General features: G+C 56.0%; 11 protein-coding genes. 5 read left to right on the top strand and 6 right to left on the bottom strand.

Features of this window, described 5'->3' with window-relative positions:
* The first annotated feature begins 87 nt into the window (after window positions 1-87).
* Window positions 88-1,584, top strand: a complete 1,497-nt coding sequence (gene ansP / locus BM007_RS00760) for an L-asparagine permease (RefSeq protein WP_024909651.1) — start codon at window positions 88-90, stop codon at window positions 1,582-1,584.
* A gap of 51 nt (window positions 1,585-1,635) precedes the next feature.
* On the opposite strand, the gene BM007_RS00755 is transcribed toward ansP, so the two are convergent.
* Complete coding sequence (locus BM007_RS00755) at window positions 1,636-2,697, bottom strand: 7-bladed beta-propeller protein YncE (protein WP_090416766.1); 1,062 nt, start codon at window positions 2,695-2,697, stop codon at window positions 1,636-1,638.
* Between the two features lie 242 nt (window positions 2,698-2,939).
* Here BM007_RS00755 and pqqU point away from each other — a divergent pair, with 242 nt between their 5' ends.
* Window positions 2,940-5,054, top strand: a complete 2,115-nt coding sequence (gene pqqU / locus BM007_RS00750; protein ID WP_024909653.1) for a TonB-dependent receptor PqqU — start codon at window positions 2,940-2,942, stop codon at window positions 5,052-5,054.
* Between the two features lie 118 nt (window positions 5,055-5,172).
* Here pqqU and BM007_RS00745 read toward each other — a convergent pair whose 3' ends face one another.
* From BM007_RS00745 to BM007_RS00735, 3 genes are all read right to left on the bottom strand, one after another.
* On the bottom strand, window positions 5,173-5,841 hold the full coding sequence (locus tag BM007_RS00745) for a GntR family transcriptional regulator (RefSeq protein ID WP_024909654.1): 669 nt from the start codon (window positions 5,839-5,841) through the stop codon (window positions 5,173-5,175).
* 255 nt (window positions 5,842-6,096) lie between these two features.
* Complete coding sequence (locus BM007_RS00740; RefSeq protein ID WP_090416764.1) at window positions 6,097-7,137, bottom strand: NADP-dependent oxidoreductase; 1,041 nt, start codon at window positions 7,135-7,137, stop codon at window positions 6,097-6,099.
* A 65-nt stretch (window positions 7,138-7,202) separates the two neighbouring features.
* Window positions 7,203-7,778, bottom strand: coding sequence for a helix-turn-helix domain-containing protein (locus BM007_RS00735; RefSeq protein ID WP_008501301.1), 576 nt, complete (start codon window positions 7,776-7,778; stop codon window positions 7,203-7,205).
* Between the two features lie 148 nt (window positions 7,779-7,926).
* Between BM007_RS00735 and BM007_RS00730 the strand changes: the two genes are divergently transcribed.
* Complete coding sequence (locus BM007_RS00730; RefSeq protein WP_032647470.1) at window positions 7,927-8,445, top strand: GNAT family N-acetyltransferase; 519 nt, start codon at window positions 7,927-7,929, stop codon at window positions 8,443-8,445.
* Entirely contained in the window at window positions 8,442-8,891 is a 450-nt protein-coding gene (locus tag BM007_RS00725) for a DMT family transporter (protein ID WP_008501299.1), read from the top strand. Before BM007_RS00730 ends, BM007_RS00725 begins: the two co-directional genes overlap by 4 nt.
* Window positions 8,892-8,894: 3 nt before the next feature.
* On the opposite strand, the gene BM007_RS00720 is transcribed toward BM007_RS00725, so the two are convergent.
* Both BM007_RS00720 and BM007_RS00715 read right to left on the bottom strand, forming a co-directional pair.
* A complete protein-coding gene (locus tag BM007_RS00720; RefSeq protein WP_032647472.1) occupies window positions 8,895-9,128 on the bottom strand; it encodes a YdcY family protein in 234 nt (77 codons plus the stop codon).
* 96 nt (window positions 9,129-9,224) lie between these two features.
* Window positions 9,225-10,823, bottom strand: coding sequence for an ABC transporter substrate-binding protein (locus BM007_RS00715; RefSeq protein ID WP_090416762.1), 1,599 nt, complete (start codon window positions 10,821-10,823; stop codon window positions 9,225-9,227).
* Between the two features lie 283 nt (window positions 10,824-11,106).
* Here BM007_RS00715 and BM007_RS00710 point away from each other — a divergent pair, with 283 nt between their 5' ends.
* Window positions 11,107-12,453, top strand: coding sequence for an SrfA family protein (locus tag BM007_RS00710; RefSeq protein WP_061715043.1), 1,347 nt, complete (start codon window positions 11,107-11,109; stop codon window positions 12,451-12,453).
* The last annotated feature ends 4 nt before the right edge of the window (window positions 12,454-12,457 follow it).

Genomic DNA, 12,457 nt, shown 5'->3' with positions numbered 1-12,457 from the left:
GTGTTTGCGCAGAAGCAATCGTTTGTATTGCTTTCTGCCAGGCAGGACTATCACGATAATGGTTCAGACAGGCAAACAGGTAACTCAATGAAAACAAGCAATAAAAGCGCAGCCGATCATCATGCTGCTAAACGTCGCTGGTTGAACTCTCACGAAGAGGGCTACCACAAAGCGATGGGCAACCGTCAGGTTCAAATGATCGCCATCGGCGGCGCTATCGGAACGGGTCTGTTTTTAGGTGCTGGTGCACGCCTGCAGATGGCTGGCCCGGCTCTCGCCCTGGTCTATCTGGTGTGCGGGATCTTCTCTTTCTTCATTCTCCGCGCGCTGGGCGAACTGGTACTGCATCGCCCTTCCAGCGGAAGCTTCGTCTCTTACGCCCGTGAATTCCTCGGTGAAAAAGCGGCTTACGTTGCGGGCTGGATGTACTTCGTCAACTGGGCGATGACGGGTATTGTCGATATCACCGCCGTTGCGCTGTATATGCACTACTGGGGCGCGTTTGGTGATGTGCCTCAGTGGGTGTTTGCGCTTGGTGCGCTGGCGATTGTCGGCACCATGAACATGATCGGCGTGAAGTGGTTCGCGGAGATGGAGTTCTGGTTTGCGCTGGTAAAAGTGCTGGCCATCGTGGTGTTCCTGGTCGTGGGTACCGTCTTCCTCGGCAGCGGTAAGCCGCTGGATGGCAATGCCACCGGCTTCCACCTGATAACCGATAACGGCGGATTCTTCCCGCACGGTCTGCTGCCTGCGCTGGTACTGGTTCAGGGCGTCGTGTTCGCCTTCGCCTCTATCGAACTGGTGGGCACCGCGGCAGGTGAATGTAAAGATCCGCAGACGATGGTGCCAAAAGCCATCAACAGCGTGATCTGGCGTATCGGTCTGTTCTACGTCGGTTCCGTGGTGCTGCTGGTTCTGCTGCTGCCATGGACTGCCTATCAGGCGGGCCAGAGTCCGTTCGTGACCTTCTTCTCTAAGCTGGGCGTGCCTTACGTGGGCAGCATCATGAACATCGTGGTCCTGACGGCGGCGCTCTCCAGCCTGAACTCCGGCCTTTACTCTACCGGTCGTATCCTGCGCTCCATGTCGATGGGCGGTTCCGCGCCGAAGTTCATGTCGAAGATGAGCAAGCAGCAGGTTCCCTATGCAGGGATTCTGGCCACGCTGGTGGTTTACGTCTTTGGCGTGTTCCTGAACTATCTGGTGCCGTCCCGCGTATTTGAGATCGTTCTGAACGTGGCTGCACTGGGGATTATCGCTTCCTGGGGCTTTATCGTGGTCTGCCAGATGCGTCTGCGCAAGGCGATTAAAGAAGGCAAAGCGGCTGATGTGAGCTTCAAGATGCCGGGCGCACCGGTGACCTCCTGGCTCACCCTGCTCTTCCTGTTCAGCGTGCTGGTGCTGATGGCGTTCGACTATCCGAACGGTACCTACACCATCGCGACGATTCCGCTGCTGGCGGTACTGCTGATTGCCGGCTGGTTCGGCGTGCGTAAGCGCGTTCACGAGATCCACAGCACCGCGCCGGTTCATCACGACGATGAAAAACACGACGCACCGCTGGTGGAAGAAACCTCGCGTTAAGCATCCAGAAAGCATTAAAAAGGGAAGGCAAATGCCTTCCCTTTTTTTATCTTACAGCGCGATACTAATGACATCGTCAGGCTGGGTGGCTTCCTGCTGGCGGGTGGATTTTTGTTTCACCGTCACATACAGCGTTTTACCATCGGCAGAAAGCGCCAGGCTGTTCGGGTAGACCGGCGTGTCGAACGTTTTAGTCACCTTATACGTTTTCGCATCAATCACGCTCACCTTGCCGGCTTCACGGTGGGTCACGTAGGCTTCGTTGCGGGCCGGGTTAAACAGGACCGCCAGGGATTCCGGCGCGGCGATTTTCTCGATCACGCTGCCGTCTTTCAGGCTCACTACCAGCACTTCCGGCTGTTTTGAATCAGTCAGGAACGCACGCTGACCGGCAGCGTCGAGGCTCAGGTTCAGATAGAAGTGCTCTTTCCCGTCGTCCTGCACTTTTTTACGGCTGATAATCTTGTTGCTGGCCGTATCAATCGTCACCAGTTCACCGTCCGCATTCGTGGTATAGAGACGTTTCGCCTGCGCATCCAGCGCCAGACCGGTGCTGTAGGTGCCAGTATTGGCAATGGTCTCTTTCAGCTTCAGCGTTGCGCCATCCACGACCCAAATCACGCTCTCTTTGCCGACACCAGTGATGTAAATCGTGTTGCTCGCGTCATCCGCCACCAGCTGGCGCGGCTGCAGCGGTTTGACGGTTTCGCTGCGTTGACGCCCGTCCAGCACCAGACGTCCTTTTACGTCGCCCGTTTTTGCATCAATCGCGGTTACCGCGCCGTTGATGGTGTTGCCAAACCACAAGGTTTGCGTCGCGCTGTCGAGAGTGGCACCAAAGGGTTTCAGATCGCTGTGAATCGCCTGCGTCACGTCCAGCGTGACCGGATCAAGACGGTAAACAACCCCGCCCTTATCGGTTTTGCGGCTTTGCGAGGTCGCCACCCACAGCGCATTCTCCTGCTGGCTCACGGCCATTTCATACGCCCCTTTGCCCACCGCTTTACGCAGCATCTCTTCGGCGGCATGCGCCTGGAACGTCCCGGCGAGCAGTAAAGTGGCAGACAGCAGTGACAGGCTCAGACGCGGCGAGCACAGATGACGTAAAGACATAACAATTCCTTTTCTGAAAAGAGGGGTTTGGGCTGACATCACTTCCGGCAGGCAACGTCATGGCATCGCCTTTTGATAATGAGAATAGTAATCATTAATCAACTGAATGTGGAGTTTTTCTTTCCCACACCACCTTTCATTAACGCAATGTGCGGTTATAGTTTTCAAAACATTTACAAAACCTTTAACATGTATGGACATGTTCCATTTGGTTCGTTTATACACCACAACCGGTTTTATTCATGAAAATCATTTCTGCCCGTAAGGCCTCTCTCCCGCTGCTGCTGGTTCCCGTTACTTTCGCGCCGCTCACCGCTATGAGCGCGGAGGAACAGACCATGATCGTCAGCGCCACGCCGCAAACCGTATCGGAGCTGGATACCCCGGCCGCGGTCAGCGTCGTCAATGGCGATGACATGCGCCACGCCGCGCCTCGCATCAACCTGTCTGAATCCCTCGGCAGCGTCCCGGGACTGCAAATTCAGAACCGCCAGAACTATGCTCAGGATCTCCAGCTTTCGATGCGTGGGTTTGGCGCCCGCTCAACGTTTGGCGTGCGCGGTATCCGTATGTACGTCGACGGTATCCCTGCCACCATGCCGGACGGACAGGGCCAGACCTCCAACATCGATCTCTCCAGCGTGGAGAGCGTTGAAGTGCTGCGCGGCCCCTTCTCTGCCCTGTATGGCAACGCCTCTGGCGGCGTGATTAACATCAACACCCAGACCGGGCAGCAGCCGCCAACCATTGAAGCCAGCAGCTATTACGGCAGTTACGGTACCTGGCGCTACGGCATGAAGGCCACCGGCGCGATGGGCGACGGCACCCACGCAGGCGATGTGGACTACACCGTTTCCACCACCCGTTTCACCACCCAGGGCTATCGCGACCACAGCGGCGCGCGGAAGAATCTGGCCAACGCCAAGCTGGGCGTGCGTATTGATGACGTCAGCAAGCTGACGCTAATCTTCAACAGCGTAGACATGAAGGCCAACGATCCGGGCGGTCTGAGCTATCAGGAGTGGCAGAATAATCCGCGTCAGTCTCCGCGTGGCGATCAGTACAACACCCGTAAGACCATCAAACAGACCCAGGCCGGCCTGCGCTACGATCGCCAGCTCAGCGCTCAGGACGACCTCAGCGTAATGATGTACGCCGGCGAGCGTGAAATGACGCAGTACCAGTCGATTCCGTATCAGCCGCAGCTAAAAGCCACTCACTCCGGCGGGGTGATTGATATGCAGCGCCACTATCAGGGCGTGGATACCCGCTGGACGCACCGCGGCGAGCTGCTGGTTCCGGTGACCTTTACCACCGGTCTGAACTACGAAAACCTGAGTGAAGATCGTCGCGGCTACGAGAACTTTGTGATGAGCAACGGCGTGCCGGACTACGGCGTCAAAGGCGATAAACGTCGTGACGAACGTAACCTGATGTGGAACGTCGATCCTTATTTGCAGAGCAGCTGGCAGCTGACGCAGAAACTCTCTGTCGATGCGGGTGTCCGCTACAGTTCGGTCTGGTTTGATTCCAACGACCATTACGTTACGCCGGGCAACGGCGACGACAGCGGTGACGCGAGCTATCACAAGTGGCTCCCGGCGGGCGCCGTTAAGTATGCGGTGACTGACGGGTGGAACCTCTACGCTGCCGCAGGGCGTGGATTTGAAACGCCAACCATCAACGAACTCTCCTACCGTGCCGATAATCAGGGCGGTCTGAATATTGGCCTGAAGCCATCCACGAACAACACCTATGAAGTGGGCAGCAAAACCCGCATCGGCAACGGCCTGCTGACGGCGGCGTTGTTCCGCACCGATACGGATGATGAGATCGTGGTGGACTCCAGTTCCGGCGGCCGCACAACCTATAAAAATGCCGGGAAAACACGCCGTCAGGGTGTTGAAGTTTCTCTGGATCAGCAGTTCGCTGAGAACTGGAAGCTGAAGATGGCGTGGACGTACCTGGATGCCACCTACCGGACTAACGTCTGCAGTGACGCAGACTGTAACGGTAACCGCATGCCGGGGATTGCGCGCAACATGGGCTTTGCCTCGTTTGGCTGGCAGCCGGAGGAAGGCTGGTACGCGGGCACGGACGTGCGTTACATGAGCGACATCATGGCCGACGACGAAAACACCGCGAAAGCGCCGTCGTACACGGTAGTCGGGTTGAATACCGGGTATAAGTTTAACTACGGCAACTGGGGAATGGATGTCTTTGGCCGCGTCGATAACCTGTTCGATAAAGAGTACGCGGGCTCGGTTATTGTCAACGAGTCCAACGGCCGTTATTACGAACCTGCACCAGGCCGTAACTATGGCGTCGGGCTGTCGGTCTCTTATCGCTTCGAGTAAGAAAAAGAAAAGTTTATTTTATTAATGAAATAACCCTCCTGATGGCAATAAGCCATCAGGAGTTATTCACCAAATAAATAATTAGGCGCAGTATATAGTCGCTCTGTTAAATAATCTCTCAGTTAAAATATTGTCGCTGTAAAAGAAAATCCGCTTCATCAATCAACTTATCAATTGCCTTCTGGCTGGCATCCACATCTCTCCGCTCAAGGGCTGAAAGAAGCTCATCATAGTGATACGTTGACGTTTTGATGTCGTTAAGTTCCTGATGCAGGTAGTTCATACAGGGTCCGATGCGCACCCATAACTGTTCAATTAAGGCATTAAGCGTAGGCATTTCCGCATATTGATAAAGCGTAAACCGGAAGATGCGATTTGCATGCAATGCCTGCTGAACGTTTCCATTGCGCATAGCCTCATGGAAGGCCTCTGACATTTTGCGCAACGCCTCCAGCTTGCCGTCTGACATATTCTGGCATGCAGCAGCAACCGCCATCGGCTCAAGCTGTTTTCTGATGGCGTTAATCTCGTTATAACGCTCCAGCGTCACCTCAGGGACCAGAAATGCCTGCGCTGGCGTGGCGTGAAGCGCGCCTGAGGAGACCAGACGTAGCAGCGCTTCGCGGACCGGCGTAATACTGGTGCCTAATTTATCAGCAATCTCTTTCGTAATCAGTCGTGCTCCTGGTTTGAGGGAGCCTGTAATTAACGCCCCTTTCAAACTGTGTTCAACCTGCATGGTAAGGCTAACCCTTTGGGCTTTTTCTAAGTGATCCAAATCAAGCATGTGGAATTCCTGTAGCTAAAACTTAATGCTATTTTTAAACGCCAGTTTTAATAAAACGGCGCCGGTACGATATATCCTGTATCGTCATGCCTGGTGGTGGGAAGTACGTAAAACAGCCAAAAAAAGCAAACATCATTTTTTTATCGTTTTCGGCCTCATCCGGGATGATGGCGCGAAAAACCCTGTCCAGTAATTAAAGACAATATATCGTATCTTCACAAATAAATATGGCGGGAAACCCCGCCATTGTGCGCTTTATTTATTGTCACTCGCGACGCGAATCACGACTTTGCCGAAGTTTCGTCCTTCCAGCAGGCCAATCAGCGCCTCGGGGGCGTTTTCCAGCCCGTCCGTCACCTGTTCGCGATAGTGGATTTTCCCCTCTTGCACCCAGCGCCCCATCTCTTCCTGGAACTCATGAATGCGGTGTCCATAATCCTGGCCGATAATAAAGCCCTGCATACGAATGCGTTTCTTGAGAAGGGTCGCCATCAGGAGCGGCAGGCGGTCCGGCCCGTCAGGCAGGCCCGTCGCGTTATAGCCGCTCACCAGGCCACACACCGGCACGCGCGCGGAGGTGTTCAGCAGGGGCAGCACGGCATCAAACACTTTCCCGCCGACGTTTTCATAATAGACATCAATACCGTTCGGACAGGCGTGTTTCAGCTGGTCGGCAAAATCCGCCGCATGGTGATCCAGACACAGGTCAAAGCCGAGAACCTCAACGGCATGGCGGCATTTCTCTGGGCCACCAGCCACGCCGACCACCCGGCAACCTTTGATTTTGCCGATCTGCCCTACTGTCGCGCCAACCGGGCCGGTCGCCGCAGCCACCACCAGCGTTTCACCCGCTTTCGGTTGCCCGATATCCAGCAGCCCCATATAGGCGGTAAAGCCCGGCATGCCCAGTACGCCCAGCGACCAGGAAGGATGAGACGGATTTTCGCCCAGCTTCACCAGGCCACTGCCGTCCGAAAGTTCATACTCCTGCCAGCCGCTGTAGCCCAGCACCCATTCACCGGCTTTGAATTCTGGATGGTTTGACTGTTCAACGCGGCTGACCGTTCCCCCCACCATCACCGCACCGAGCTCAACCGGCGGTGAATAGGATGGCGCGTCGCTCATGCGACCCCGCATATAAGGATCCAGCGACAGCCAGACGGTACGAAGCAGAAGCTGCCCCGCACCCGGTTCCGGAACAGGCTGCGTTTCCAGACGAAAATTTTCCGCGACCGGTGCGCCCTGTGGACGAGAGGCCAGCACCCAGCGGCGGTTATGCGAAACAGAGTGATTCATCAGGATCTCCTTCTGGTACAAATGTCATTACAGCCTGGCTCACGTTCAGCGTTATCGCATTAGCATTACGAGCCAGACTGGTTGAGGCGTACAACCAGATAGATGCAGGTTTCATTCGTCTCGTTGATGAACCGGCAGTCATTCGGCGGCCCCAGCTCGAGACAGTCTCCGGCGTGCATCTCGTGGCGCGTATCGCCCTCCTGGAACACCAGCTCACCGGACTGCAGCCAGATAAGCTGACGTGCCAGCGCGTAAGAAGAGGCAGGCATAGGAACATCGCTGCCCGCAGGCAGTTCCACCTGAACCAGGTCGATGGGCAGATCGGTACGGGGAGAAACATGGCGGCGGAGGTAGTGCGTCTGCGGATCGCGCCAGACGGGCTGGTTTGCCAGGCGCAGCAGCTTGCCCTCCTGCATTTCGGCCCGGGCAATCAGCGTTGACATGCTGATGCCAAACGCGCCAGACAGGCGGGCAAGCAAGGTGGCCGTCGGGCTACTGTCTCCGCGCTCTATCTTGTGGATCATCGCGCGTGAGACCCCTGCCCGGTCCGCCAGCTCGCTGAGGGACCACCCGCGAGACTCGCGTTCAAGGCGAATTCTTGCGCTAATCCGTTGATTCATCGTGTCTGTTATGGTGTTCATGACGTCATACTATAGTGTATGAACGGCATTTCAATGGGCTTTTGATAACAAAAAAATATGGCTTATGCCGTAGCGATCGGGGGATACAGTTGTGTAATATCGTAGCGATAACGTAATACTATAGTGAACAACACACAGAGGCTTCATCATGATCGTTCGTCATGCCTGCAAAGAAGACTGCGCTGCGATAGGCGAGATTTACAACCACGCGGTGCTGCATACTGCCGCGATCTGGAACGATAAAACCGTCGATACCGATAACCGAATCGCGTGGTTTGAGGCGCGCACGTTGGCGGGTTATCCGGTTCTGGTGAGCGAAGAAGACGGTGTCATCACCGGTTACGCCTCTTTCGGCGACTGGCGCGCCTTCGACGGTTTCCGTCATACGGTTGAGCATTCGGTCTACGTCCACCCGGCCCATCAGGGTAAAGGGATTGGCCGCACGCTAATGAAGGCGCTGATTAACGAGGCCCGCGCTATCGGTAAACACGTGATGGTGGCCGGCATTGAAGCGCAAAACCATGCCTCGATTCATCTCCATGAGACGCTCGGCTTTGTGACGACCGGACAAATGCCGCAGGTGGGAACCAAGTTTGGCCGCTGGCTGGACTTAACCTTTATGCAGCTGCAGCTGGACGAGCGCAGCGATCCGGACGCTATCCCATGAATCAGTCACTGACGCTGGCGTTTCTGGTGGCGGCGGGCATCGGTCTGGTGGTGCAAAACACCCTGATGGTGCGTATCACCCAGTCCTCCTCCACCATTCTCATCGCGATGCTGCTGAATTCGCTGGTCGGCATTGTGCTGTTTGTCAGTATTCTGCTGCTGAAACAGGGCGTGGCCGGATTCAGCGAGCTGGCCGCAACGGTGCGCTGGTGGACGCTTATCCCGGGGCTGCTGGGGTCGTTTTTCGTGTTTGCCAGCATCAGCGGCTATCAGAATGTTGGCGCGGCGACGACCATCGCCGTGCTGGTCGCAAGCCAGCTGATTGGCGGGTTGGTGCTGGACGTGCTGAGGAGCCATGGTATTCCGCTTCGCGCCCTGATTGGCCCGGTGTGCGGCGCGGTGATGCTGGTCGTGGGGGCCTGGCTGGTGGCGCGACGCCAGTTTTGATCGTTACAGTATGGTACCGCCTTTCGTCAGCTGTTCCTCACGCGCGTCCATCTCTTCTTTATGCTGCTTACCGTGATGCGAAATCGCGGTGCGCAGACGCTGCTGCTGAGTGTAGCGATCTTCACGGCTTAGCTCTGCATCATCGCTTAATTCAATCAGCAGTTCGTTCATGTGGGTGATGACGCTCTCTTCGATGGCGGCATCGACGCGGGCAGTAACTTCGTTTAAATGTGACATTGTCACTCCTTGTGAATTGCCGGGTGGCGTCTACGCCTTACCCGGCCTACAGGGGGAACCGTAGGCCCGGTAAGCGCAGCGCCACCGGGCACACGATCAGTTCAGCTTCGCTTTCGAGAAATCGCTGCCCATCAGGCTTACGCTGTACCCGGTCACGTTGCTGCGGGTCGCGTAGAACGTTTTCCCGTTGGCCAGCGCGATCCACGGCGCCTGCTGGTAGAAAATCTCCTGCGCCTGGCTATAGAGCTTCGCGCGCTCGGCCGGGCTGCTGGTCAGCTTCGCTTTTTGTACCAGGGAATCATACCCCTTATCGCACCAGCGCGCGGCGTTTGAGCCGGTTTTAATGCTGTTGCAGCCGAGCAGCACGTCGGCAAAGTTGTCCGGGTCGCCGTTGTCGGACATCCAGCCAAACAGCGCGGAGTCATGTTCACCTTTACGCATTCCGGAGAGATATTCGCCCCACTCGTAGGAGACAATTTTGGCCTTCACGCCAACTTTGGCCCAGTCGCTCTGGATCATCTCCGCAATACGACGCGAGTTCGGGTTATACGGACGCTGAACCGGCATTGACCACAGCGTGACTTCCGCGCCCTTCTCCAGGCCCGCCTGCTTCAGCAGGGCTTTCGCTTTTTCAGGATCGTAGCTGTAGTCCTTCAGGTCTTTATTGAAGCCCAGCATATTTGGCGGGATCGGCGATTTTGCCACCGCGCCCGATCCCATAAAGACCGCATTAACGATGGCCTTCTTGTCGGTCGCATAGTTAAGCGCCTGACGCACCAGCACGTTATCAAACGGCTTTTTCTCGGTGTTAAACGCCAGATAACCGACGTTAAGCGCATCGACCGAGTGCAGCGTCAGGTCTTTGTTGTTCTTGATGGCGTCAAACTGAACCGGGGACGGCGCAGGAATAATCTGGCACTCGTTGGTCTGCAGCTTCGCCAGGCGGGTTTCCACGTTTGGCGTAATGGAGAAGATGAGATGCTTCGTCGGCACTTCACCTTCCCAGTAGTTCGGGTTCGCAACGTAGCGGATCAGCGAATCCACTTTGTACTGCTGCAGCACGTAAGGCCCGGTACCAATCGGCCAGGTGTCTACGTTTTCAGGCGTGCCTTTTTTCAGCATCGCGTCGGCGTATTCAGCGGAGAGAATCGAGGCGAAATCCATCCCCCAGTCGGCCAGGAACGCGGCGTTGGGCTCGCTCAGGGTGAACTGAACGTGGTAATCATCGACCTTTTTAACGTCCTGGATCAGCTTATCGAGACCCACATCGTTAAAGTATTCGTAGTTGCCCTGCGACACGTTGTGGTACGGGTGTTTAGGGTCTTTCTGACGCATGACCGAGAAAATAACGTCATCGGCATTAAAGTCGCGCGTCGGTTTGAAGTATTTGTTGCTGTTGAACTTCACCCCTTTACGCAGGGTAAAGGTATAGGTCTTGCCGTCCGGTGAAATCGTCCAGGACTCCGCCAGCGACGGCACCGGAGTGTTTTTCACCGGGTCGAAATTGATCAGGCGGTTGTACAGTACCTGAGAGCTGGCCACAAAAGATGGGCCAGAGCTGGCGATTTGCGGGTTGAAGGACTCGGGGGACGCTTCAGAACAGTAAATAAGCGTGTCGTTGTTTGCCGCCCATGCGGCACCGGCTGGTAACAGCGCGCTCAGCGCAAGGGCGAGCAGTGTTTTCCCTGTAGACATGGTTATAACCCTGACAGTTTTATTATATAGGACAGTAATAACAGCACAGGCGTTTTGACCTGGCAAATAACGAAACACTATCAGGTTATTCTAAAGCCGCGTTTTTTGCTGTTTTAACCGCCAGCGTCCAAAAAGGTGATTTGCCTTAAGGGCCATTATTCGTCAAGCACAACCGTCACTTTCTATGCCGCAAGAAATCGGCGCTTTTAGCGTCTCTTCCTCCGTTTGTTTGCTTCCTCGTTTCGTTAAAGTAACGGTGTGAAGAAGTATATGGGATCAAATCGTGGCAAAAACTCTTTTACGCAGCGGTAATCTGGATGACTTTCAGGCCGTTGGCGGCGGCGGACAAGCCGTTTTCGAATCAGCGTTACAAATCCGGGAAGCGCTCCGGTTGCGCAAACAACAGGCCATCGTCGACTGTCTGGCAATTCCTCAGGTCAACGACAGCGGTGACCGCGTGGACTGGTATTCCCCTGTCGAAGGGAGCGTAACCAGCTGGAAAGCGGCCGATGAAGATGACCGTTATCGCGCCCTGCGCTATCTGGAAAACACGCTCGCCAGCGTCGAGTCGTTGAGCAAGAAATGCCTGCAGTCGCCCAAAACCGCGCAGCAGCTTTTTGGTTCTCTGCTGTCGAAGGCGTTTCAGTTCCCGGGTGAAAACTTCCTCTTCCTGGTAGACGGAAAGCCGGTCATCAGCTTCTGGGGGTTTGTAAACCTGAACGAGAGTGCGCGTGACGATGTCCTCGACTGCCTGCGTGAATCGCTGGTCCCTGAGCCTGCTCCCGTTGTCATTGAAGATCCTGAACCGGAACCTGAGCCAGAACCGCTGGTGACCTTTGAACAGGCTGACGAGCCGCTGATCGCCCCTTCCACGGTGGTGCGCATTACGCCGGAAGATCTGTATGAGCCTGAACCGGCCCCGGTCGTGGCGCAAGTCGTTCAGGAAACGCCCCCGGCGATTGTCGCGAAAAAGCGCCGCGTCCCCCTGTGGACGCTGCCGGTTGCCGCCGTGATCGTCGCCGCCATTGCCGCTCCACTGCTGTGGCCAAAACAGTCGCCTTCCGCTGAGCCCGCTCCAGCGCCTGCACCAGAGCCCGTCGAGATTGCGCCAAAACCGATCAAAGCGGTTGAGCCACTGGCGATGAAATTACCGCTGCATCAGGCAGAGGTCGTGGCCAGCAAAGAAAAAGAAGCAGTTCCGGCGCCTGCACAAACAGCCGCTCCGGTGGTGATTGTCGCCATCCCGAAAGATGCCATGGTGATGGAAGCGAATCAGGTAAAAGCGGGATCGACGCGTTTCCTGAACGGCACCTGGCGTGCGGTTCTCGACGTGAAAGATCCGGTCACCGGCAAGCCGCCATCAATGCGCTATCAAATCCAGAACAATAAAGGTTTCGCCCGGGTTGTCCATGGCGATAACGTGGTCTGCCGTGCGGAGGTCTTTTCCGGGCTGCACAGCAATGGCGAGCTGATGATTAAAAGTCGCGGAACCGCCCGCTGCACCGACGGTTCCCGCTACCCGATGCCGGAGGTTGCCTGTAAAGCCGGCACCAGCGATATCGCGGAATGTCGCGCCCGTTATGATGCCAACACCGTCGTCCCACTGACGTTCAAGAAAGCAGGTGCCTGATCCT

The sequence above is a fragment of the Enterobacter sp. NFIX59 genome, from assembly GCF_900113755.1.
Taxonomy (GTDB): domain Bacteria; phylum Pseudomonadota; class Gammaproteobacteria; order Enterobacterales; family Enterobacteriaceae; genus Enterobacter; species Enterobacter pseudoroggenkampii.
The sequence above is the reverse complement of the archived record's forward strand: the minus strand, read 5'-3'. Positions and strand labels throughout refer to the sequence as shown.

What these genes read in the sequence shown, in the direction of transcription:
- ansP (WP_024909651.1), top strand. Translation starts at nt 88, where the DNA reads ATGAAAACAAGCAATAAAAGCGCAGCCGATCATCATGCTGCTAAACGT.
- BM007_RS00755 (WP_090416766.1), bottom strand. Translation starts at nt 2,697, where the DNA reads ATGTCTTTACGTCATCTGTGCTCGCCGCGTCTGAGCCTGTCACTGCTG.
- pqqU (WP_024909653.1), top strand. Translation starts at nt 2,940, where the DNA reads ATGAAAATCATTTCTGCCCGTAAGGCCTCTCTCCCGCTGCTGCTGGTT.
- BM007_RS00745 (WP_024909654.1), bottom strand. Translation starts at nt 5,841, where the DNA reads ATGCTTGATTTGGATCACTTAGAAAAAGCCCAAAGGGTTAGCCTTACC.
- BM007_RS00740 (WP_090416764.1), bottom strand. Translation starts at nt 7,137, where the DNA reads ATGAATCACTCTGTTTCGCATAACCGCCGCTGGGTGCTGGCCTCTCGT.
- BM007_RS00735 (WP_008501301.1), bottom strand. Translation starts at nt 7,778, where the DNA reads ATGAACACCATAACAGACACGATGAATCAACGGATTAGCGCAAGAATT.
- BM007_RS00730 (WP_032647470.1), top strand. Translation starts at nt 7,927, where the DNA reads ATGATCGTTCGTCATGCCTGCAAAGAAGACTGCGCTGCGATAGGCGAG.
- BM007_RS00725 (WP_008501299.1), top strand. Translation starts at nt 8,442, where the DNA reads ATGAATCAGTCACTGACGCTGGCGTTTCTGGTGGCGGCGGGCATCGGT.
- BM007_RS00720 (WP_032647472.1), bottom strand. Translation starts at nt 9,128, where the DNA reads ATGTCACATTTAAACGAAGTTACTGCCCGCGTCGATGCCGCCATCGAA.
- BM007_RS00715 (WP_090416762.1), bottom strand. Translation starts at nt 10,823, where the DNA reads ATGTCTACAGGGAAAACACTGCTCGCCCTTGCGCTGAGCGCGCTGTTA.